The sequence below is a fragment of the Salinimicrobium marinum genome (genome assembly GCF_014651535.1).
GTDB lineage: Bacteria > Bacteroidota > Bacteroidia > Flavobacteriales > Flavobacteriaceae > Salinimicrobium > Salinimicrobium marinum.
The window spans coordinates 23,191-44,471 of sequence record NZ_BMXB01000012.1 but is presented as its reverse complement, the minus strand read 5'-3'; the positions used below and the strand labels follow the sequence as shown (position 1 = coordinate 44,471).

Annotated in this window: 22 protein-coding genes; 14 read left to right on the top strand and 8 right to left on the bottom strand. The window is 40.0% G+C overall.

Annotation, left to right across the window (positions count from 1 at the left end):
- Window positions 1–31: 31 nt before the first annotated feature.
- The 5 genes from IE056_RS13425 to IE056_RS18640 all read left to right on the top strand — a co-directional run bounded on the left by IE056_RS13425 (window position 32) and on the right by IE056_RS18640 (window position 4,738).
- Window positions 32–934 (top strand): ABC transporter ATP-binding protein, encoded by a 903-nt coding sequence (locus IE056_RS13425; protein ID WP_189605231.1) that lies wholly within the window; start codon window positions 32–34, stop codon window positions 932–934.
- The gene (locus tag IE056_RS13420; protein ID WP_189605230.1) at window positions 934–1,770 is read left to right on the top strand and encodes an ABC transporter permease; all 837 of its coding nucleotides are present in this window, start codon (window positions 934–936) and stop codon (window positions 1,768–1,770) included. The genes IE056_RS13425 and IE056_RS13420 overlap by 1 nt, the downstream gene beginning before the upstream one ends.
- Window positions 1,771–1,889: 119 nt before the next feature.
- Window positions 1,890–3,893 (top strand): excinuclease ABC subunit UvrB, encoded by a 2,004-nt coding sequence (uvrB, locus tag IE056_RS13415; protein WP_189605229.1) that lies wholly within the window; start codon window positions 1,890–1,892, stop codon window positions 3,891–3,893.
- A gap of 458 nt (window positions 3,894–4,351) precedes the next feature.
- Window positions 4,352–4,549, top strand: coding sequence for a hypothetical protein (locus tag IE056_RS13410; RefSeq protein ID WP_189605228.1), 198 nt, complete (start codon window positions 4,352–4,354; stop codon window positions 4,547–4,549).
- A 63-nt stretch (window positions 4,550–4,612) separates the two neighbouring features.
- Window positions 4,613–4,738 carry a hypothetical protein gene (locus IE056_RS18640; RefSeq protein ID WP_262891466.1) on the top strand — a complete coding sequence of 42 codons (126 nt, stop codon included), beginning with the start codon at window positions 4,613–4,615 and terminating at the stop codon, window positions 4,736–4,738.
- Between the two features lie 255 nt (window positions 4,739–4,993).
- On the opposite strand, the gene IE056_RS13405 is transcribed toward IE056_RS18640, so the two are convergent.
- Window positions 4,994–5,437: an Hsp20/alpha crystallin family protein gene (locus tag IE056_RS13405; RefSeq protein ID WP_189605227.1), complete on the bottom strand. Its 444-nt coding sequence runs from the start codon at window positions 5,435–5,437 to the stop codon at window positions 4,994–4,996.
- A 221-nt stretch (window positions 5,438–5,658) separates the two neighbouring features.
- Between IE056_RS13405 and IE056_RS13400 the strand changes: the two genes are divergently transcribed.
- Complete coding sequence (locus IE056_RS13400; protein WP_189605226.1) at window positions 5,659–5,901, top strand: DUF1456 family protein; 243 nt, start codon at window positions 5,659–5,661, stop codon at window positions 5,899–5,901.
- Between the two features lie 11 nt (window positions 5,902–5,912).
- Window positions 5,913–6,602 (top strand): phosphoadenylyl-sulfate reductase, encoded by a 690-nt coding sequence (locus tag IE056_RS13395; protein ID WP_189605225.1) that lies wholly within the window; start codon window positions 5,913–5,915, stop codon window positions 6,600–6,602.
- Between the two features lie 71 nt (window positions 6,603–6,673).
- Here IE056_RS13395 and IE056_RS13390 read toward each other — a convergent pair whose 3' ends face one another.
- The 3 genes from IE056_RS13390 to IE056_RS13380 all read right to left on the bottom strand — a co-directional run bounded on the left by IE056_RS13390 (window position 6,674) and on the right by IE056_RS13380 (window position 9,133).
- Window positions 6,674–7,018: a hypothetical protein gene (locus tag IE056_RS13390; RefSeq protein WP_189605224.1), complete on the bottom strand. Its 345-nt coding sequence runs from the start codon at window positions 7,016–7,018 to the stop codon at window positions 6,674–6,676.
- A gap of 161 nt (window positions 7,019–7,179) precedes the next feature.
- Window positions 7,180–8,373, bottom strand: a complete 1,194-nt coding sequence (gene sucC / locus IE056_RS13385) for an ADP-forming succinate--CoA ligase subunit beta (protein WP_189605223.1) — start codon at window positions 8,371–8,373, stop codon at window positions 7,180–7,182.
- 109 nt (window positions 8,374–8,482) lie between these two features.
- On the bottom strand, window positions 8,483–9,133 hold the full coding sequence (locus tag IE056_RS13380; RefSeq protein ID WP_189605222.1) for an LON peptidase substrate-binding domain-containing protein: 651 nt from the start codon (window positions 9,131–9,133) through the stop codon (window positions 8,483–8,485).
- Between the two features lie 127 nt (window positions 9,134–9,260).
- Here IE056_RS13380 and IE056_RS13375 point away from each other — a divergent pair, with 127 nt between their 5' ends.
- The 3 genes from IE056_RS13375 (at window position 9,261) to IE056_RS13365 (ending at window position 12,590) form a co-directional block, all read left to right on the top strand.
- A complete protein-coding gene (locus IE056_RS13375) occupies window positions 9,261–10,430 on the top strand; it encodes an MFS transporter (protein ID WP_189605221.1) in 1,170 nt (389 codons plus the stop codon).
- A gap of 187 nt (window positions 10,431–10,617) precedes the next feature.
- Window positions 10,618–11,844, top strand: a complete 1,227-nt coding sequence (gene lysA, locus IE056_RS13370) for a diaminopimelate decarboxylase (RefSeq protein ID WP_189605220.1) — start codon at window positions 10,618–10,620, stop codon at window positions 11,842–11,844.
- A 269-nt stretch (window positions 11,845–12,113) separates the two neighbouring features.
- The gene (locus IE056_RS13365) at window positions 12,114–12,590 is read left to right on the top strand and encodes a DUF4168 domain-containing protein (protein ID WP_189605219.1); all 477 of its coding nucleotides are present in this window, start codon (window positions 12,114–12,116) and stop codon (window positions 12,588–12,590) included.
- Window positions 12,591–12,845: 255 nt separating this feature from the next.
- On the opposite strand, the gene IE056_RS13360 is transcribed toward IE056_RS13365, so the two are convergent.
- Window positions 12,846–13,826, bottom strand: a complete 981-nt coding sequence (locus tag IE056_RS13360) for an ion channel (RefSeq protein ID WP_189605218.1) — start codon at window positions 13,824–13,826, stop codon at window positions 12,846–12,848.
- Between the two features lie 142 nt (window positions 13,827–13,968).
- Here IE056_RS13360 and IE056_RS13355 point away from each other — a divergent pair, with 142 nt between their 5' ends.
- Together IE056_RS13355 and IE056_RS13350 are read left to right on the top strand one after the other, a co-directional pair.
- Entirely contained in the window at window positions 13,969–15,282 is a 1,314-nt protein-coding gene (locus IE056_RS13355; protein ID WP_189605217.1) for an erythromycin esterase family protein, read from the top strand.
- An 11-nt stretch (window positions 15,283–15,293) separates the two neighbouring features.
- The gene (locus IE056_RS13350; RefSeq protein WP_189605216.1) at window positions 15,294–15,980 is read left to right on the top strand and encodes an MBL fold metallo-hydrolase; all 687 of its coding nucleotides are present in this window, start codon (window positions 15,294–15,296) and stop codon (window positions 15,978–15,980) included.
- Window positions 15,981–16,191: 211 nt separating this feature from the next.
- On the opposite strand, the gene IE056_RS13345 is transcribed toward IE056_RS13350, so the two are convergent.
- Together IE056_RS13345 and IE056_RS13340 are read right to left on the bottom strand one after the other, a co-directional pair.
- The gene (locus tag IE056_RS13345) at window positions 16,192–16,911 is read right to left on the bottom strand and encodes a DUF72 domain-containing protein (RefSeq protein ID WP_189605215.1); all 720 of its coding nucleotides are present in this window, start codon (window positions 16,909–16,911) and stop codon (window positions 16,192–16,194) included.
- Window positions 16,908–17,693: an Fpg/Nei family DNA glycosylase gene (locus tag IE056_RS13340; RefSeq protein ID WP_189605214.1), complete on the bottom strand. Its 786-nt coding sequence runs from the start codon at window positions 17,691–17,693 to the stop codon at window positions 16,908–16,910. Before IE056_RS13340 ends, IE056_RS13345 begins: the two co-directional genes overlap by 4 nt.
- Before the next feature lie 224 nt (window positions 17,694–17,917).
- Between IE056_RS13340 and IE056_RS13335 the strand changes: the two genes are divergently transcribed.
- Together IE056_RS13335 and IE056_RS13330 are read left to right on the top strand one after the other, a co-directional pair.
- Window positions 17,918–18,544, top strand: coding sequence for a hypothetical protein (locus IE056_RS13335; RefSeq protein WP_189605213.1), 627 nt, complete (start codon window positions 17,918–17,920; stop codon window positions 18,542–18,544).
- A 253-nt stretch (window positions 18,545–18,797) separates the two neighbouring features.
- Complete coding sequence (locus IE056_RS13330; protein ID WP_229793767.1) at window positions 18,798–19,466, top strand: hypothetical protein; 669 nt, start codon at window positions 18,798–18,800, stop codon at window positions 19,464–19,466.
- 63 nt (window positions 19,467–19,529) lie between these two features.
- Here the strand turns inward: IE056_RS13330 and IE056_RS13325 are convergent, their stop codons facing one another.
- Window positions 19,530–21,059: a GH3 family acyl-acid amido synthetase gene (locus IE056_RS13325; protein WP_189605212.1), complete on the bottom strand. Its 1,530-nt coding sequence runs from the start codon at window positions 21,057–21,059 to the stop codon at window positions 19,530–19,532.
- Window positions 21,060–21,281 lie beyond the last annotated feature (222 nt).

Here is a 21,281-nt window from a genome sequence, read left to right as displayed (position 1 = left end):
GGCGTCAAATGTTAAAAACCAACCTATTATTTTGGAAACAATTCTCACATTAAATAATCTCACGAAAAGATTTGGTCCTATTACAGCTGTTAAAGATCTTTCTTTCACTATTGAAAAAGGCAACGTTTATGGCATTTTAGGCCCTAACGGGAGCGGAAAATCCACTACTCTCGGTATTGTATTGAACGTGGTGAACAAAACCAGTGGAGACTTTCAATGGTTTGAGGGAAATGAATCCACTCACAATGCCTTAAAAAAAGTTGGTGCCATTATCGAGCGGCCAAATTTCTATCCATACATGACTGCGGCCCAGAACCTGAAACTGGTGTGCAAGATAAAAGATGTTTCTCCAGATAAAATTGATGAAAAACTGAAAATCGTAGGATTGCTGGATCGAAAAAACAGCAAATTCCGGACTTTTTCTCTTGGTATGAAACAGCGGCTGGCCATTGCCTCTGCCCTACTCAACGATCCTGAAATCCTCATCCTGGACGAACCCACCAACGGACTGGATCCCCAGGGCATCCACCAAATTAGAGAAATCATTACAAAAATTGCAGGTTTGGGAACTACCATCTTGCTGGCCTCACACTTACTGGATGAGGTGGAGAAGGTTTGTACCCATGTGGTGATCATCCGGAAAGGGGAAAAACTTTATAGTGGGCGTGTAGATGAAATGAATGCCAGCCACGGATTTTTCGAACTAAAAGCATCAGATATTATCAAACTTCAAGAATTGCTTAAAAAGCATCCTTCCATTGGTAAAATAGTTCCTAAAGAAAATTGCCTTACCGCATTTTTAAACGAACCCATGGAACCTGAAACTCTCAACACTTACTTGTTTGAACATGGCCTTGTCCTGTCTCAACTGGTCAAACGAAAAGAGAGTCTGGAAGAACAATTTTTACAACTAACCAACCAAATTTCTGCTTAATGTTACGATTACTCGCTATAGAATTCCATAAACTGCGCTTTAGCAGATCGGCCAAAATTTTGGTCACCACCTATTTCATTTTGATCACTTTTATTGCACTAATCGCCTCCATTGAATTCAGTTTTGGAGGAGCTACTTTTCGGGTGGCAGATCAGGGAATCTTTAATTTTCCCTACATCTGGCACTTCAACAGCTACGTTGCAGCCACTTTAAAACTATTCCTGGCAATCGTGATCGTATCCATGATGTCGAACGAGTACAGCAACAGAACCTTGAAACAGAATTTAATTGACGGAATGAGCAAAAAAGAATTCGTGCTCTCCAAATTCCTGACAGTGATCGGTTTTGCGCTGCTTTCCACCATCTTTCTTTTTATTGTTTCGCTTATTTTAGGTTTGTCCTTTTCAGATTATACCGAAATGTCCATCATTTTTTCTGACATGGAATACCTTCTCGCCTATTTCATCAAACTCTCCGGATTTTTCACTTTTTGCATGTTCTTGGGGGTTTTGGTAAAACGATCGGCATTTGCATTAGGTTTCCTGTTCATCTGGTGGATCCTGGAAAGCATAGTCAATGGATTACTTCGCTGGAAGTTCTTTAGAGGAGGGGAAACAGCAGATAATATTGTTCAGTTTTTTCCGCTGGAATCTATGGCCATTCTGGTAAGAGAACCATTTTCAAGGCTTAATGCCGTTCAAACAGCAGCAACCCAATTAGGTTCGGAATTTAGTAAAGACTACGGGATCCACTGGTATCAGCTCTTAATAGTGATCATCTGGACAGCCATTTTTGTATATCTTTCTTATGCCCTGCTGAAGAAAAGGGATCTGTAACTATCTTTTTCCTGAACTAAAATCAGATTATAATTAACCTGATTATAACTTATTTACAACTGCAGGTAGTTTGAATAGGCAAGAATAATCCTTATTTTTGCAGGCTATAGAAAAACCTCATGAAATTCAGCGTAAAATCAGATTTTAAACCTACCGGAGACCAGCCACAGGCCATAAAAAAGCTGGTGAACGGGATTGAAACCAATGAACGCTATCAAACCCTTCTGGGGGTCACTGGTTCGGGTAAAACCTTTACTGTTGCCAATGTAATCGAAGAGGTGCAGCGTCCTACCCTGGTCCTTGCCCACAACAAAACACTGGCAGCCCAGTTATATTCCGAGTTTCAGCAGTTCTTCCCCAATAATGCGGTGGAATATTTTGTGAGTTACTACGACTACTATCAGCCGGAAGCTTTTATTCCCACTTCGGGAACCTATATTGAAAAAGATCTTTCCATTAACGAGGAGATCGAAAAATTGCGTTTGAGCACCACTTCTTCCCTACTCTCCGGAAGAAGGGATATTATTGTAGTAGCATCGGTTTCCTGCCTTTACGGGATTGGGAACCCGGTGGAATTTAAAAAGAACGTCGTTTCTATTCAGAAAGATATGGAGATCTCCAGGACCAAACTGCTCCACAAGCTGGTGCAAAGTTTATATTCCCGGACTGAAGCTGAATTTAATCGTGGTAATTTCAGGATTAAAGGGGACACGGTAGATATTTTTCCGAGTTATGCCGATAATGCTTTCAGAATACATTTTTTTGGCGATGAGATCGAAGAAATTGAAGCTTTTGATCCTGCCACCAATGAAATCCTTGAAAAATACGACCGCCTGAATGTTTATCCGGCCAACATGTTTGTCACTTCGCCCGATGTTTTACAGGGTGCCATTCGGGAAATTCAGGATGACCTGGTAAAACAGGTATCCTATTTTCAGGATATCGGAAAACATCTGGAAGCAAAAAGACTGGATGAACGCACAAATTTTGACCTGGAAATGATCCGTGAGCTAGGTTATTGCTCCGGAATTGAAAATTATTCCCGCTATCTCGACGGAAGACTTCCGGGAACAAGACCTTTCTGCCTGCTGGATTATTTCCCCGACGATTATTTGATGGTGGTGGATGAAAGCCATGTTACCATTCCGCAGGTACATGCCATGTATGGTGGTGACCGTTCCAGGAAGGAAACATTGGTGGATTACGGTTTCCGGCTTCCGGCAGCCATGGATAACCGTCCGTTAAAATTTGAAGAGTTCGAGGCACTTCAGAATCAGGTAATTTACGTGAGTGCAACTCCGGCAGATTATGAACTTCAGAAAACCGAAGGTTTATACATTGAGCAGGTAATCCGGCCCACAGGATTACTGGATCCGGTGATTGAGGTACGGCCAAGTTTAAATCAGATTGATGATCTCATCGAAGAAATGCACCTGCGTATTGAAAAAGACCAACGGATCCTGGTTACTACGCTTACCAAGAGAATGGCCGAAGAGCTTACAAAATACCTCTCCCGGATCAACATAAGGTGTCGTTATATTCACAGTGACGTAGATACTCTGGAGCGTGTGGAAATTATGCAAGACCTACGGAAAGGAATTTTTGACGTGCTGGTTGGGGTGAACTTATTGAGGGAAGGACTGGATTTACCGGAAGTTTCCCTTGTAGCTATTCTTGATGCAGATAAAGAAGGATTTTTACGGAGCAACAGATCCCTCACCCAAACCATAGGACGGGCGGCACGTCACCTTGAAGGAAAAGCGATTATGTATGCCGATAAGATCACGGACAGTATGCAGAAAACGATCGATCAAACCAACTATCGCCGGGAAAAACAGTTGAATTACAATACCAAAAATGGCATTACCCCAACGGCTCTGAAAAAATCTTTTGAAAATTCGCTTGTAAAGAAAAAGGTCGAACCTTACGAAGTAGACATTGCTCCAACTCTGAAAGCTGCAGAAAAGGAAACTGCCTACTTCAGCAAAGACCAGTTAGAAAAAAGAATCAGGGAAAAGCGAAAGGCTATGGAAGCCGCTGCAAAAGATCTTGATTTTATGGTAGCTGCCAGACTTCGGGATGAGATCAAAATGCTTCAGGAAAAAGTTCAGAAGACAGATTAGAATTTTAACATTTTTTATAGTAAAATACCAACAATCAATTAAATAGTTTTTGATACTTTTATTTTGCCCTCTTAGAAATTCACTTTTGCCTCCCGCAAAGATGAACCACTGTGGTAAAAAAATTATATCTTTTTTTTACAAGCTTATTTTATATAAACCTGAACGCTCCGTTGGTATCAATAATACAGATCCAAAAGCTCAGCTGGATATAAGCAGTACCAGCGAATCTTCTCCCGAGATCACTGACGAGATCCTTATCCCCCAGGATAAGTAGTTTTCCTGCGGCAACTCCCACTGCAGATCAACATGGGATGATGGTATTTTTAAACACCTCGCTCATAGGTCATCCCGAAGGTTTTTATTACCGGGATCAGGTAATCAAAGAATGGAGACCCATCACAGCTAATGCCTTCACCAATTTTTATTAAGAAGGTAGAGTAGCTCCCTCTCAGAATATCATGGAAGGTATTTACAGATTTGGAAATACGGGTATTGGATCAGATCCTGCAAACGTAAAGCTAAAGGTTTCTATAAGTCCGCTAGAAAGCCACGACACCAAGACAAGACTGGAAGTTGATAACGCCAGCTCTGCTCCTAAAAACGTGACCTACGGAATTGTAACCACTAACAGCAGCCTTACTGCAGACAAAAAATAAGGGAATCTTTAATAGATTAGGCAAAACTTTTGGCGCCACCAAAAATCACTACGGAATTTATTCATGGGTCCCGCTGATGAAGTGACCTGGATAAGTCCCAGTGCCAGCAATTATACCTCTACAACTTCTGCTACCGGTAATTATAATTTTGGAGATGAAGTCTACACCCTTAGCATAAAAAATGCTTAAATAGGTTACCATTCCAGATGCTTCTGCCAACAAAGGAAGAGTTATTGTATTGGTGGCTTTTACCGGGGTATCTCAAAAAAACCTAATAGTGGCAGGCGCTACAGATATTTTTGATATTACATCAAACTCTACGGTCACCTCCATCAAAGGTGGGCAAAGGCTAATGACACAAAGCGCCGGAAACAGGTGGGTCGTCATTTGTGACTAAAAAAAGCGCCCCCTTTCGGGAGCGCCATTCTGTTCTGCATTTTTAAATTATGATATCTCAATCATTCTTTTTGCCTGCACCTTAGCTTCTTCTTTCTTCGGCAGGTTAATTTCAAGAACCCCATTATTATAAGCTGCTGAAATTTTTTCACCGTCTACAGATTCCGGTAAGCTAAAGGCTCTTTTAAATCTACTGTAACTAAACTCTTTTCTGGTGTACTTTCCATTGTTTTCTGAAACTTCATTTTCTTTTTTCTCTTCAGAAGAAATGGTTAGTACATCATTGTCCAGCTCGATGTTGAAATCTTCTTTTGTTTTTCCTGGCACCGCTACCGCAACCGTAAAGTTGTCATCGGTTTCATGAATGTTTACTGCAGGAATGCTGGTTCCAATGCTGTTTACATTTGTAGTTCCTCCCAACCAGTCGGTTTTAAACATATCGTCAAAGACTGATGGTAACCAATTTTCCGGATTTCTTTTTACTAAGTTCATAACTATATATTTTAGGTTTAACTTCATTTTTGATTTCAAATAGTCTCAGGCAAATTAAATACCAACCCAGAAAAATATGTCTTTATGTCATTTAAACATCATATTCAGCTGCCAATATGGCGCGTATATATAATTTCTATCCCTTATTTTTCATTTTCAGTGACACTTCTTTAGTTATTCTTAATACTTCCGTACTTTTGCCTCTCATTTTAAATCTCGATATGGCTTTATCAAATAATGATGTTTTCAAGAAACTACGGGTCGCTTTAAAGCTAAGGGATGATGATATTGTTCAAATTTGTTCCCTGGTAGATTTTAAAGTGACGAAAAGTGAAATAGGAGCCATTTTTCGCAGTGAGGACCACCCGAAATACATGGAATGCGGAGATCAATTTCTGCGGAATTTCTTAAATGGTTTAGTTATCCATATGCGAGAACCTCTTCCCAAAAAGAAAGAAAATTAAAGATCTTTCTGATGAATGTAAGTACAGAAAAAAGAATTCTCTCTAAAGCTGAAGTTCAAAGGCTGAATGAGAAATATAAAAACCTCAGCATCCACGAACGCATTGGAGAGCTTTATCAGGATTTTGACCTGTCTGAAGTTATGCTTACCAGTTCATTTGCTGCGACTTCTGCCTTTCTTCTGAAATTATTTTCAGATGTCAATAATCGACAGCAGGTACATTTTATAGATACAGGTTACCATTTCGAGGAAACTCTTAAATACCGGAAAAAATTAACTGATCTCTACGGACTTAATGTGGTCTCCATAAGTGCCATTAAAGAAGAACATGAATTTACCCGACAGGATGAAACCTGGAGGAAAAATCCTGATTTCTGCTGTTTGATAAACAAAGTTAAACCTCTGGATCTTATCAAGCAAAAATATACAGTTTGGGTATCGGGATTAATGGAATGGCAAAGTGATCACAGGGCCTCATTAAACATTTTTGAGAACCGCGGAGACATATTAAAGTTTTATCCACTTCTCGATGTAAGCAAGGAAGAAAGAGATGCTTACATCGAGGAACACCAACTTCCTTTTCATCCCCTTGTTGCAAAAGGCTATAACTCAATTGGCTGCAGTCACTGTACTGTGCCGGGAGAAGACAGGAGCGGAAGATGGAACAATAACCCTAAAACAGAATGCGGACTCCACTTGTAGGAGCTAATCTAAATAATAGAAACCCCGAGACGATTTGTTTCGGGGTTTTGTTTTTCAGGAAGTGATGAGCTTTACCTGGTTGCCTGCACCTTTATGGGTAGTTCATATAATTTTCCCTCTACCCAGGTTTTACCAAATACCTTTCGGTTCTGCAATTTCTGCATGATGAATTCGTTGATTTCTTCATTATCAGATTTGATTTTTTTCACCATAATTTCTTTGTCTTCAGAAATGGTAAAAATAACCATCAGCGTAAGATCATCCTCTACAATTAGATTGGATTTCGCTAACATTTTTTCTATTTCGTAAGGAACAGATTTGTTTCCGGCAACAGGTGCAGGATTTGTACTGGCTACTACAGCTGTTGTCATTGTCATCACAACCGCTGAAAACAAAAAAAGCTTTACTTGTCTCATAACTATTCGATTTTTGATTAATTGATGTTTACTTAAAGACCGAAAGAAATGATCATCTGTTACACAGCACTTTGCAATTTAACTTCTTCTTAACATTTAAAAAACAGCCATAAAAAAACCCCCGATTTCTCAGGGGTAAGTTTTATTTAGCTTCTAAAGTTCTAGGCCAATACCTTCTGTACTTTGTCTGCCGCTTCCTGGAACTCTACTGCACTTTCCACAGCAAGTCCGCTGTTGTCAATTAGTTCTTTTGCAACATCTGCATTTGTTCCTTGTAAACGAACAATAATAGGCACCTTGATTGCATCCCCCATATTTTTATAGGCATCTACAATTCCCTGGGCTACTCGGTCACATCGAACGATACCGCCAAAAATATTTACCAGGATAGCTTTTACTTTTTCATCTTTTAAGATAAGTCTGAAAGCCTCTTCCACTCTTTTAGCATCTGCAGTTCCTCCAACATCCAGGAAGTTCGCTGGTTCCCCACCGGCTTGCTTGATCAAATCCATCGTCGCCATCGCCAATCCGGCACCGTTAACCATACATCCAACGTTTCCGTCAAGATCCACGTAATTCAGTCCTACTTCTCTGGCTTCTACTTCCACTGGGCTTTCTTCACGGATGTCACGCATTTCTGCATAATCTTTATGACGGAAAAGTGCATTATCATCTATAGTTACTTTAGCATCAACTGCCATGATCTTATCATCACTGGTCTTTAAAACCGGATTAATCTCAAATAAAGAAGAATCAGATTTATCAAATGCTTCATATAAAGACATGACGAATTTTGTCATTTCCTTGAATGCAGTTCCACTAAGACCTAAGTTAAAAGCAATTCTTCTAGCCTGGAAAGGCATGATGCCTGTTGCAGGATCAATTTCCTCCGTGAAGATCAAATGCGGAGTTTGCTCTGCAACTGTTTCAATATCCATTCCACCTTCAGTAGAATACATGATCATGTTCTTTCCTGTACCACGGTTCAGCAACACAGACATGTAATATTCTTCGGGTTCATTATCGCCTGGATAATATACATCTTCGGCAACCAGTACCTGGTGCACTTTTTTCCCTTCCGCAGAAGTTTGCGGAGTTATCAGGTTCATTCCAATTATTTCACCGGCAATTTTTTCAACCTCCTGAAGGTTCTTGGCCAGTTTAACACCACCACCTTTTCCACGGCCACCTGCGTGAACCTGTGCTTTGATAACGTGCCAGCCGGTACCTGTTTGTTCTGTGAGTTTTTTTGCAGCTTCAACTGCTTCTTTTGCATCCTGCGCAACAATACCTCTTTGTATGCGTACGCCAAAACTGCTTAAAATCTCTTTTCCCTGATATTCGTGTATATTCATAATGAGGTTTCTTCAGTATTTAGTTATAGGTTCACAAAAGTAACAAATGTTATAGGATTGTGCCAATCTTTTTTAGTTAACACCCCGCAGCAGATATGCGGATAAATCTTTACTCCTCAATTTTGTAATCTTCAAAGTCAAGCGGATCAAATTTTTTGAAATGTCCGTTCATTTCTATCACTGTACGGGTCCTATTCAACTCCTGTACCACCGGAATAATAATACTTAGATGATTTATAAGAAATTCAAGTCGTTCCTTCTCGGTGAGGAGCTTTAACAATGTATATTCCTGTTCAAGCGAAAGCCCTATCTTATGTGAAAGTGTATAGCTATTAATGTTGTGCGAATTTTTTTTTGGAGGAGGTATTTCCAGTTGCACATACAGCTCTTTTATTAAACCCTTAAATTGATCCAGCTGCTCTGCGGTTCCATTTTCAATATTTTCAAGAAAATGCACAGTTCCACCTCCGTATTTCCTGCCTTCCTGCCTGGAAGTAAATTCCTCTATTCTAAAAACCTGCAGGCCTCTGCAAATAACATCTTTGGAGCTATCGGGATATGTTTCAACTACTTTTTCAAGCTTAACCTCTGTACCATACTCCATGGAAGAACCTATATAAGCAGGAATCCCAAAGGTCATGTCCAAAATCTCACAATCGTAGATAAGTTCCCTGTACCGCTCTTCGAAAATGTGCAGGGGAAGCATCTCGCCGGGAAATACTACCGTCTTTAGTGGAAATAAGGCTAATGCAGAAACCATAGTGACAGTTTTTTATCTGAAATTACAAAATCTCAATTCCTGATTTTAAATTTTAGGATATTTTATGCTTTTTCACCTCTCATAAACTTAAAATCTCTTCTACTTTTGCCACTTGATATTTTTTGAAATGAAAAAAGCATTAATTGCGCTGGCAATTGGAGGATTTGGTATTGGAATGACAGAATTTGTCATCATGGGAATTTTACCCGAAGTAGCAGGTGCCCTGGATATTAGCATCCCTACCGCAGGACATTTTATATCTGCCTACGCACTAGGAGTGGTAGTGGGAGCACCCGTACTTACCGGAATGGGAGGCAAATGGCCGGCTCATAAGATCCTGTTGCTTTTAATGGTATGGTTTACTGTTTTCAATACGCTCTCGGCCTTTGCCGGAAGTTACGAAATGCTATTGTTAGCACGCTTCCTTTCAGGGCTTCCGCACGGTGCTTTCTTCGGAATTGGTGCCGTTGTCGCCAGTAAATTGGCCAAACCGGGAAAATCTGCACAGGCCATTGCTATCATGTTCACTGGGCTTACCCTGGCGAACGTGATAGGGGTTCCATTAGGTACTTACGTAGGTCAGGAATTTAGCTGGAAAGTATCTTTCCTAATGGTAGGCGTCGTAGGAATTGCTGCTGTTCTAGGTATAAAATTCTGGATGCCGGTTTTGCCAAAATCTTCTTCGGAAGGATTACGGAAAGACCTGAAAGTATTTAAACGTCCGGAGCTTTGGATGGTAGTACTTTTAACCACCATCGGGACCGGCGGATTCTTTGCCTGGTACAGCTATATTGCTCCTCTTATTACCGAAGTGGCCGGCCATCCGGAAAATGTAGTTAGTTACGCTATGATTATTGCCGGTACAGGAATGGTCATTGGAAACCTGATAGGCGCAAAACTGGCCGAAAAATTCTCCCCCATCAATGCAGTGGTCATTTCTCTGGTACTTATGGTAATAGCTCTGGTAGCCAACACCTTCCTGGCACAATATCAAATCCCGGTACTGGTAATGACCTTTCTTATAGGTGTCATTGCTTTTACACTTTCCACTCCTATACAAATGGCCATGATCAATACAGCAAAAGGATCTGAGATGCTGGGTTCTTCCATGAACCAAAGTGCATTTAATATGGGAAATGCATCTGGAGCCTATTTCGCCGGACTCCCCATTGCAATGGGCTTTGGGTTCACATCTGCCACCCTTGTGGGTGCAGCCATGGCCGGACTTGGAATCATCATTGCCCTAGTCATCATCATGATGAGAAAGAAAAAAGTCGCTACAGCAGTGGTTTCCTGATATTCCACCTGATTTTTAGTTATTAATTTTCTACAGAAATTGTCGTAAAACAATTCTGAAAAGGTGTTTTATAAAAAGTAAAGTTACAGGTATAACAATTTGTTAGAATTGGTTATTTTTAGCCTGCTGTTGCAAAAGTTCAGGAAATCTCCTGTATTTTTGCCGCTTATTATTTTTACACCATACCATGAATAATCAAGATTTACTTAGAATTGCTGAAGAATTTGGAGATCCGGTTTATGTTTATGATGCCGAAAAGATCATTTTCCAGTACAACCGACTTATATCTGCTTTTAAAGATGTTGAAAACCTGCGCATCAATTATGCAGTAAAAGCCCTTTCGAACATGTCGGTGCTACGATTATTCAATCACCTGGGTGCAGGCCTGGACACAGTATCGATTCAGGAAGTGCAAATAGGTCTTGAAGCGGGAGTTGATCCTTCTAAAATAATATTCACTCCCAACGGGGTTTCTTTAGAGGAAATAGAACAGGCAGCCGAACTTGGGGTGCAAATTAATATAGACAATCTTTCAATCCTGGAGCAATTTGGAGCAAAGCATCCTGAGGTTCCGGTGTGCATCAGGATCAATCCACATGTAATGGCCGGTGGAAACACCAATATTTCCGTAGGACATATCGATTCTAAATTCGGAATTTCCATTCACCAGATTCCTCATACCTTAAGAATTGTAGAAAACACGGGAATGAATATCAACGGAATTCACATGCATACGGGAAGTGACATTTTGGATATTGATGTTTTTCTATATGCTTCAGAAATTTTGTTTGAATCTGCAAAGCAATTCAAGGATCTCGAATTCCTGGATTTTGGCAGCGGTTTCAAAGTCCCCTATAAAGAAGGTGACATCGAAACCAACATAGAAGAATTAGGCCAGAAGCTTACTAAACGTTTCAAAGATTTCTGCAAAAGTTACGGCAGGAAACTTACGCTGGCATTCGAACCGGGGAAATTTCTGGTTAGTGAAGCCGGTAAATTTCTGGTAAAAGTGAATGTAATCAAGCAAACTACTTCTACCGTATTTGCACAGGTAGACAGTGGTTTTAATCATCTCATAAGACCAATGTTTTATGGTTCCAGGCATGAGATCCACAATATTTCCAATTCTCAGGGCCGGGAGCGTTTCTATTCGGTAGTAGGATATATTTGTGAAACCGATACTTTTGCAAGTAACCGAAAAATTGAAGAGATTAAAGAAGGGGATATTTTAAGCTTTAGCAATGCCGGGGCTTATTCATTCTCGATGGCCAGCAACTACAATTCCAGGTTTCGTCCTCCCGAAGTGCTTTGGTATGAGGGCAAAGCTCACCTTATAAGGGAACGGGAAACTTTTGAAGACCTTCTGAAAGGTCAGGTGGCAGTAGATTTTGAAAAACTGGCTTCCGTAGAATAAATTTCGAGGCTGTTTATAAAGTTTTAAAGGATCATTCTGAAGTTATTCCAGAATCTTATGATTCTATTTCCGGATTCATTAGAACCTGAAATTAGTTCAGGTTGACCTAAAAATACTTTTTAGACAAGTCTATTAATTATAATACTTTTAACAATTCCTGAAGGTCCGGTTAATTCATTCTTAAAATCAGGATGAAGCTACACCCATATTTCCTTATACCCGCAATTCCTCGTATGTTTATCGCCTTAAAATCTAAAACTGAAAACATTATGAGTTTTACAACCAAAGGAATTACAGGAATTTTATTCATTTTTCTAAGCCTTGGCACCAATTCGTTTGCTCAAACTACTCCGCTGCAGCAATCGGAAGTTCAGCAGATAGAAGTAAGTGATGCGGAACTGGAAAAATTTGCACAGGCATTTCAAAGGATCAGAATGATCAATCAGGAAGCACAGCAGCAAATGATGCAGGTTGTACAGGATGAAGGAATGGATATTCAACGCTTCAATGAGATCTATCAGGCAAGCATGGATCCTGCAGTAAATGTGGAAACTACTTCTGAAGAACAGGAACAGTATTCCAATATCTCTTCAGAAATTGAAAAGATGCAGGGCTCCTTTCAATCCAGAATGGAAGAGGTGATCACAAAGCAGGATATGACCGTTCAAAGATATGAGCAAATCGCAACTCAGCTTCAAACAGATCCTCAGCTTCAGGAAAGATTAAAAGCAGTCTTTGAAGGCTAATTAAATGCATTAAAGTAATATTATTTCAGGCTGCCAAAAGAGCTTTTAGCCGGTCCTTCTGATTTAATTTCAGAATCTAATTGGACTTGATTAAAAATAATCAATAGACTGATAATCCAAAGATTTCGGAACAGTTGACGATTTTCAGGCTCTTTTGACAGTCCCATTTTATTTAGAAATTTCTACCGTGCAGAAACCTGTTTTCGATAAAAATTCTCAGAAAAAGCCAGTCAGAAAAAGTAAAACTTTCACTCCTCACCATCTATCTTCAGTCTTATATACATCTTCCCAATCCCAGCCTGCACTTTTTAAAGAGGCATTCATCTGTCGATCTTTTTTTGAATCCTGTTGATATTTTAAACCTCTGGTAGTCCAGAATTGCCTTAGCTCTGCCAGGTGATCCTCATCATTCTCAAAATCATCTTCCTCGCTTATTCCCATGCTGGTATAAGCATCTATTGCTTTGATTACTTTATTCATCTTGGCATATTCTACTGTTTTCTGCTCATACTGTGTTTGAAGTACCATCAGCACTTCATATAAGGAAGCTAACTGAACTTCGGCCGACCGGGATTTCTTCCGGGTCATAAAATGGTTCATGATGGGAAACGCCAGGAAATTACTGGCATTTTTAAGAATTAGTTGCCTAAGGTCTCCGCTCTTATCTGTTAATGCCGAAGAAGAGTCCAGTTCAAAGAAATTATACAATTCTGTGATATCTTCTCCAAGGGTAGAAATAGTGAGGGCCAGTTGCCTTTTACTCAGCACAGAATTTACTACGGAAAGTAAATACGTCAATGCGGTGGTTAGAAGAATAAATCCTGAAAAAGACAAAGCAGAGGACAATACCCTGCTGAAGTTGTGGCCGGGTGTAAAATCTCCTATCCCCAGCGTGGAGAGCAGGTAACAGGTGTAATAAAAACGCTCCAGTAGATCTGCAGGCACTTTTGTCTGCGCATTGACCACCATTTCCTCGTCACTAATAAAGATAAGATAGGTTCCAAGGATTAGTAAAATCAACCAGCAAAGGGTGGTTAACAGCAAATGAATCAATCCGGAATAATCGAAGAAGCGTTTGTTCTTATTGGCCAGGATGATTTTTGAAAGAAATTCATTCAGGTTTCCCGAAATATACCAGAACCCATTTCCAGACAAAGTGGTATGAAAAAAATCAAAAAAAGTTATTATTAAAATCAGAAATCCTAAAACGAACGTAATAATTTCAAATATCTCCATGATTCCAAGATAAAATAAAACCTCCTTAAAATTTTCTTAGCAGAACATAAAGTTTTTAAAAACCTCATCCTCAACTTAAAATTCTCTTTACAAAAAATTGTACCTTATAGGTATAACTGGGTTACTCATTAAAATAAAAAAAATGGCAACCATAACTTCAAACTTTACTTCACAACCAGACAATTTTGAGACTTCCATAAAACCTTTGGAAAATTCGGCCGATCTTGATCCTTTGGTGGATCGCATCGGGGATTCCAAATACGTTCTTCTGGGTGAAGCTACTCACGGTACACACGAATACTACACCTGGAGGGCCGAGATCTCAAGGAGACTGATTCAGGAGAAAGGGTTCTCATTTGTAGCAGTGGAAGGAGACTGGCCTGATTGTTATATGATCAACCGCTGGGTAAAAGACCTTCCGAATTCGGGAAGTTCCATTCGGGAGGTGCTTCAGAAGTTCAAACGCTGGCCTACATGGATGTGGGCTAACTGGGAAGTTGCAGCTTTTGCCGAATGGATGAAGAAGTACAACAGCCAACTCGAACCCGACAAGAAAATCGGGTTTTACGGTCTGGATGTTTACAGTCTGTGGGAATCCCTGGAAAATATTGTGAAATACCTCGAAAAAGAAGATCCTGAAACAGCAGCCCTGGCAAAACAGGCTGCAGATTGTTTTGAACCCTATAGAAAAAATGACTCTTATGTTTCGGCTTATCGCGGCATGGATCAACATTGTAGAGAGGAAGTAGTACAGCTTCTTCGGGAAGTGCGTGGTAATGTCAAAAAATATGATGATGAACGGGAATCAGGCTTAAACGCCGAAATAAATTCCCTGGTCATGAAAAATGCAGAAAAATATTACGAAGCCATGGCCACTTTCGACAATTCCTCCTGGAATGTTCGTGATACCCACATGGTAGAAACATTAAATACTTTGATGGATTTTCATGATGATGACGCCAAAGTGATCATCTGGGAACATAACACGCACATTGGCGATGCCAGGGCCACAGACATGGCCGCGCATGGAATGCACAATGTAGGCCAGCTGGTACGGGAACAACATCAGGAATCTGGCGTGGTACTGGTAGGTTTCGGTTCCTATGAAGGTTCTGTGATTGCAGGTGATTTCTGGGGAGGAAAAATGCGGAAAATGGAGCTGCCTAAAGCAATAGATGGGAGCGTGGAAAAGATCCTGCACCAACTTGGAGGCACCAACAAATTATTAATTTTTGATGATCATTCCCCGTTAAAGAAAACATTTAAGGAGAAATTGGGCCATCGTGCCGTTGGAGTGGTTTATGATCCTGAAAGGGAACGTGGAAATTATGTGCCTTCCAGGTTATCCGAACGCTATGATGCTTTCCTGTATATCGACAAAACCCGGGGATTGCATCCATTACACTTTGAACCTAATGGAAATCTTGTGCCTGAAACCTATCCCTTCGGAATTTAAACCTAAGCAATATGAAGATCGAATTTCTCGGCACCAGAGGAAAAGTGGAACCTTCTGCTCCAAAATACCGACACCACACCGGATTTTTGATCGACAAGAAAATCCTGATTGACGTGGGGGAAAAACAGTTTATGAATCGTAATCCTGAAGCCGTTGTCTTCACCCACTTTCATCCCGATCACGGATATTTTATATCGGAAGACGAAAAATTCAATCCTGGAATTCCGCACTACGGTCCTCAGGAGCATCCACTTATTCCGGATCTCCAGGTGATCACCAATAAATTCACAATAAAAGGATATACCTTCACCCCTATTCCTGTAATTCACGCCTTCAAATTAAAATCGTTGGGCTATGTTGTTGAAAAGGATGATAGAAAAATCTTTTTTACAGGAGACGTAGCCTGGATTGAGAAAGCACATTTAGCAGAAATAAAAGGACTTGACCTAATAATTACTGAAGCTACAATGATCAATAAAGGCGGAAGGATCAACAGGAAAAAAGATAAGATCTTTGGTCATACAGGAGTGCCCGATCTGGTAAGGATTTTTAGCCCGCTCACAAAAAAGATCGTTTTCACTCATTTTGGCGACTGGTTTTTTGAAGATGTTGAAAGTAGCCTTAAAAGACTCGGAGAATTTTCATCCACCGAACTGGAAATTATTCCTGCTCATGATGGTTTTCAAATATCAATTTAATCACTTTTCACTAGTTTTCAATAAAAAAAGATCCCAACAACTTTTTGTAATGAAGGAGATATCTGAGTCACCATAGCTTCCTGAAACATTTTAGAGAAAACTGTTTTTTTAAAATAGTTTTGCAAACCAAAGTCTACCTATAATTTTAAAAGAATTTTATCTCTTGTTTCTTGCAGCACGGCGATCTCTGACCCTCAATTAATATAGGAATTTATTGCTCAAAAAGCTCACGCAACTGCTTCGCATTCTCAGGAGCATTAGCGTGAATGTCATTATTGAAATAAACATAAGCTTCCTTTACACCGGATTCTTTGATCTTTTTACGCCATGCCCTCAGTTCCTTTTTAGAATATAAATAGTCATACCAGTTTTCACCTTTTCCGTGGAACCGGATGTAAGCGACATCATTGGTGGTAATCATTTCTTCAGGAAACTCGGGACTTGATATCACACAAAAACTTACATCATGCTGTCTCAGGATCTCATAAACTTTCTCGTCATACCAGGAAATGTGCCGAAACTCGATCACATTTTTATATCCTTTCTTTAAGGTTTTACAGAATTCTATCAGCTTTTCGTCGTGGCGGTGTAGATTCGGTGGTAGCTGCCAAAGAAGGCAGCTCAGTTTTTCTTCCAGCAGGTCTGCCGAAGTATAGAATTTCTCCACACTTTGCTTCACATCCTTCAGTTTCTTCATGTGAGTCACATAGCGACTCCCTTTCAGGGTGAAGTTAAAGTCTTTTGGAGCCGTTTCCTTCCAGTTCACCAAAGTGGAATCCTTCGGAAACCTGTAAAAAGTATTATTCACTTCTACCGTATCAAACACTCCGGAATAATATTCCAGCCATTCTCGCTGGGCCATTTTTTCAGGATAAAATTTCCCCCGCCACTCTTTATAGTTCCAGCCCGAACAGCCTATATATACCTTCATGATTTCTCCTTTTGGCAATCCGGACAAAAATAGGTGCTCCTGCCCGAGACTTTGATCATTTCTACTTTTCCGGAACATTTTGGACAATCTGCGCCCTCTTTCCGGTGGGGCGTGAGGTAATTCTCCGGAAGCTGAGACCGGCGACCTTCATTATTAATAGCTGTTTTTAAAACCGTTTGCGTTTCTCGGTACAAAGTTTCTCTTTCTTTCTCCGAAAGTTTTTCAGTTTTTGTTTTCGGGTGAATCTCACACTGATAAAGAATCTCATCGGCATACACATTCCCAATTCCCGAAATTACATGCTGGTCTGTTATAGCTCCTTTAATGCTGCCTTTCTTCTGCTGAAGGAGTTCCACGAATTCTTCCCTGGTAAGATCCAGGGCATCCTTTCCGAAAGATTTCTCCTCTCTAAACTCCTCTACTCCTGCAGCCAGATAAATTTTTCCAAGTTTCCTGCGGCATACAAATGCCAGGTGATAATCATTATCAAAAGAAATGATCATATGAGTATATTTTGGCGCTTCCTGATTTGAATAATACTCCAGTTTCCCGGTCATCCCAAAATGGAAGACCAGCCAGGAACCCTCTTCTATCTTCAGAAATAAATATTTCCCTAACTGCCGGGTCTCCCTAAATTTTTTTCCCATTAATGCATTGTGAAAATCTTTTTCAGGGTTATGCAGCAGACTCTTCTGGGGGAATTCCACCTTCACGATCTTGTCATGTAAGGAAGTGGAATCAATGTACTTTTTAGAGAGGGCGATCTCGGGAAGTTCGGGCATAATTTTAAAATTTTGAATGATGTTTATGAATTTAAACAAATCCCATGAAGTCGGCAAAATTAGCGGTTCCTAAATTTTATTTTTCGTTAGAAAATCAATAAATTACTAAGTATGAAGAACTGGAATAATTGATTATAAAAGGGATGCAAAGGAAAAATATCATTTTAACTTTATGCTGTACCTTATTCCTACTCCTATCTACCGGTTGTGGCCAAAATAAATATATGAAACAGGAAAATATAGTGCACCAGGAAAACAAGATCATTCCGGCACAGATAGAAAAAGAAGCAAAAAAAGCTCTTTCTTACTATCCCGAGCTTAAAGATATTGAGATAGAATTCCGGTATAAAGATGAGATCAAAAAATCTTTTATGCAGGCCCAGCCAAAATTCTCCAATCTCTTTAAAGGAAAAAATTCACGCAGTTATTATATTTTCATGAGCCGGAAACTCAACATTGAAGGAGACGAATTTTCAATGGATGAAGTCCCTTCAGATGTTATTATTGGCTGGCTTGGCCACGAACTGGGCCATATTATGGACTACAGGGAAAAATCGGCTGTGGGCCTGATGATCTTCGGAATGCGCTATGTCACCTCTTCCCGATACATCAAAGAAGCTGAAAGAGCCGCAGACACCTACGCGGTGAACCACGGAATGGGAGAATATATCCTGAAGACCAAAAATTTTATCCTGAACAATTCCGATTTGTCTGAGGCCTATAAAAAACGGATCGCAAGATTATACCTCTCGCCAGAAGAAATCGTGGTATTGGTCAATAAACTTGAAGAAGACATGGAAGATTCTGATAAAGAGAAAGATCTTGAAGAGGCTGAAAAAGAAACAAATTAGAAGCTGCTTTTGCTCATTCTTAAATTTTTCATCCCGGTAACTTTGGAAAATCTGTTTTAGCGCAGGTGCACCGAAAGATGGGAGATCACCGGAAGTTCTGGCATATATGTTGATTTGCTTCAATTCCTTTAACTTTCCAAAATGCAGCCAGATAGACCGCTCTATGAAAAATCCTAAAATATTCAACTTCTTATATCAAGATGTACAAACTTTAAAGATAAGTCGGTCAATAAAAAGGATCCTTGTCCTAATCATGATTTTCCCACTGCTCGCAGCAAATTGGAGCTGTACTGCAGGAAAAAGTGTTGCAGAAGAAAAGATCGTTTACCAGGGCAACAAGATTATTCCCGAAAATATCTTAGATGAAGCAAAAATCGCCCTCTCCTATTATCCTGAACTTGAAGATGTAGAAATCGAGTTTAGGTACAAAGATAATTTGAAGAATTCTTTTATGCAGGCACAGCCAGGGTTTTCAAACCTGTTTAAAGGGAAAAAAAATCGTAACTATTACGTTTTTATGAGCAGTGAATTCCTCATTAAAAATGAAGAATTCTCCATGGCCGATGTTCCTTCTGAAGTCCTTTTAGGCTGGCTGGGCCACGAGCTGGGGCATATTATGGACTACCGCGATAAATCGGCAGTGGAGCTGGTGAAGTTTGGAGTGCGATATATCAATTCTGAAAATTTTATAAAGCAAGCTGAACGTATTGCAGATACTTATGCCATAAACCAGGGAATGGGGAATTATATTTTTGCTACCAAGGATTTTATTCTCAACCACTCCCAGTTATCTAATTCGTACAAAGAAAGGAAAGCCCGGCTTTACCTTTCTCCCGAGGAGATCATGGTATTAGTGAATAACCTGGAGGATGAGCTTGAGACTGAACTTGAGCCAGAAGAAATTGAAGAAGTGGAAAGCTAGTGCTGCGGAATTTGTATAGTGTCTGATGTATGCTGCCTGATGAGCTTATTAATGGCTAAAAGATCATTGCCCGTTCAATGCCTGAACGAATTTTTCCCACTCCGCAAACTTTTCTTCATTCATTACTTTTTCCATTTTTACCTGTCCGCCTTTTTTCTTGTTTTTGGCATTCCATTCATGGAAAACATCTGGAGAAACCGTTACCACTTCCACTCCTTTTAATGCCTTTGAACGGGCTACTTTATAATTTTTGTTGGCTTCTTTAAGAGCCTCATCCAGAGCTAAGGCCAATTCCTCTTCATTCGCTTCCCCTTCTGTCCCGAGGTACCATTTATGGATAAATTCTCCATCTTTTTTAATGGCAGCAATGGTAAACTCCGGTATATTAACTCCAAATTTTTCTTCCAGTTCCTGTACGGCATCATTCATTTTATTGACCGAAAGCTGCGAACCCACCACATTAAGGAAGAATTTTGTTCTTCCGGTGATTTTTATCTCATGCCGCTCCACATCTGTAAATTTTACCGTATCTCCAATAAGATACCTCCACGCTCCGGAAACTGTACTTATAAGCAACACATAATCTTCGTCCTCCTTCACATTTTCCAAAGTTACTACAGGAGCATCGGGCTTTAAAGAACCATCCTCATTGATGTATTCAGGTTTAAAAGGAACAAATTCAAAATAAATTCCGTTATCCAATACCAGTTTCATGGATCTGGTTTCGGGACGGGCCTGGAATGCCATAAACCCTTCAGAAGCAAGATAGGTGTCAATCACCACTACCGGGTGGGCTAATAATTCGTTGAAACTTTTCTCATAAGGTTCAAAGGCGACTCCACCGGTAGAATACACTTCCAGGTTGGGCCATATTTCATGAATGTTGTTTACGTTGTGATGCTCAATGATCTTTTTGATCATGAGTTCTGTCCAGGAAGGAATGCCCGTAATGGCTCCAATATCCCAGTTTTTTGCATTTTTTGCAATCTCATGAACCCGTTCATCCCAATCTTCGATCTCTGCAATCTCAACCCCGGGTTTATAGAAATTCCTGAACCAGAACGGGATATTACTGGCGCTAATTCCGCTTATCTCCCCTTCTTCATGGTCTTCTATTTTTTGAAGGTCCGTGGAACTTCCCAGCATCATGATCTCTTTTTCAAAGAAATCTGACGGAAGATCGAAATTAGCCAAAGCTCCTACCTGTTTAATTCCCGTTTGCCGAATGGCCTCGACCATATCCTCTGTCACCGGAATTCGTTTGCTGGATTTTCCCGTAGTCCCGGAGCTCAGTGCAAAATATGGAGGTTTTCCGGGCCAGGTAACATCTACTTCCCCTTCGTGCATTTTATGCCACCATTCATTGTTGATTTTGTCATAATCAAAATACGGAACCTTATCGGAAAAAGCTTTCGGGATGTCATCTGCCTTCAGGATTTCTTCAAAATCATAGTGCTTTCCAAAGGCCGTATCTTTCGATTTATCCAGTAATTCCCTCAACACCTCTTCCTGAGCTTCCAGAGGATCTGCTTCAGAAACCACTTTATCTCTAAGATTGATCAATCCTTTTATTAAAGAGCCAATAACCGCCATATTTTTGATGTTTTTTAAAACAATGAAAGATACTTAAATCGGCAAAGAGCACCTTAACAGCAGGCCTCAATTATCATTAATTTAACTATCATCACTTACCAGTTCTCAGGTTTTAGACTGGCTTTATTTTCTATATTTTTCTAAAAAATAGTAATGTTTCTTTTTTTCACTTAATTTGCCTGAAAATCGGGAGGATTTATTAAAGCCCCTCCATTAGCGCTA

Coding starts and splice junctions, on each gene's coding strand:
- IE056_RS13420 (WP_189605230.1), top strand. CDS start 934: ATGTTACGATTACTCGCTATAGAATTCCATAAACTGCGCTTTAGCAGA.
- uvrB (WP_189605229.1), top strand. CDS start 1,890: ATGAAATTCAGCGTAAAATCAGATTTTAAACCTACCGGAGACCAGCCA.
- IE056_RS13410 (WP_189605228.1), top strand. CDS start 4,352: ATGGAAGGTATTTACAGATTTGGAAATACGGGTATTGGATCAGATCCT.
- IE056_RS18640 (WP_262891466.1), top strand. CDS start 4,613: ATGGGTCCCGCTGATGAAGTGACCTGGATAAGTCCCAGTGCCAGCAAT.
- IE056_RS13405 (WP_189605227.1), bottom strand. CDS start 5,437: ATGAACTTAGTAAAAAGAAATCCGGAAAATTGGTTACCATCAGTCTTT.
- IE056_RS13400 (WP_189605226.1), top strand. CDS start 5,659: ATGGCTTTATCAAATAATGATGTTTTCAAGAAACTACGGGTCGCTTTA.
- IE056_RS13395 (WP_189605225.1), top strand. CDS start 5,913: ATGAATGTAAGTACAGAAAAAAGAATTCTCTCTAAAGCTGAAGTTCAA.
- IE056_RS13390 (WP_189605224.1), bottom strand. CDS start 7,018: ATGAGACAAGTAAAGCTTTTTTTGTTTTCAGCGGTTGTGATGACAATG.
- sucC (WP_189605223.1), bottom strand. CDS start 8,373: ATGAATATACACGAATATCAGGGAAAAGAGATTTTAAGCAGTTTTGGC.
- IE056_RS13380 (WP_189605222.1), bottom strand. CDS start 9,133: ATGGTTTCTGCATTAGCCTTATTTCCACTAAAGACGGTAGTATTTCCC.
- IE056_RS13375 (WP_189605221.1), top strand. CDS start 9,261: ATGAAAAAAGCATTAATTGCGCTGGCAATTGGAGGATTTGGTATTGGA.
- lysA (WP_189605220.1), top strand. CDS start 10,618: ATGAATAATCAAGATTTACTTAGAATTGCTGAAGAATTTGGAGATCCG.
- IE056_RS13365 (WP_189605219.1), top strand. CDS start 12,114: ATGAGTTTTACAACCAAAGGAATTACAGGAATTTTATTCATTTTTCTA.
- IE056_RS13360 (WP_189605218.1), bottom strand. CDS start 13,826: ATGGAGATATTTGAAATTATTACGTTCGTTTTAGGATTTCTGATTTTA.
- IE056_RS13355 (WP_189605217.1), top strand. CDS start 13,969: ATGGCAACCATAACTTCAAACTTTACTTCACAACCAGACAATTTTGAG.
- IE056_RS13350 (WP_189605216.1), top strand. CDS start 15,294: ATGAAGATCGAATTTCTCGGCACCAGAGGAAAAGTGGAACCTTCTGCT.
- IE056_RS13345 (WP_189605215.1), bottom strand. CDS start 16,911: ATGAAGGTATATATAGGCTGTTCGGGCTGGAACTATAAAGAGTGGCGG.
- IE056_RS13340 (WP_189605214.1), bottom strand. CDS start 17,693: ATGCCCGAACTTCCCGAGATCGCCCTCTCTAAAAAGTACATTGATTCC.
- IE056_RS13335 (WP_189605213.1), top strand. CDS start 17,918: ATGAAACAGGAAAATATAGTGCACCAGGAAAACAAGATCATTCCGGCA.
- IE056_RS13330 (WP_229793767.1), top strand. CDS start 18,798: ATGATTTTCCCACTGCTCGCAGCAAATTGGAGCTGTACTGCAGGAAAA.
- IE056_RS13325 (WP_189605212.1), bottom strand. CDS start 21,059: ATGGCGGTTATTGGCTCTTTAATAAAAGGATTGATCAATCTTAGAGAT.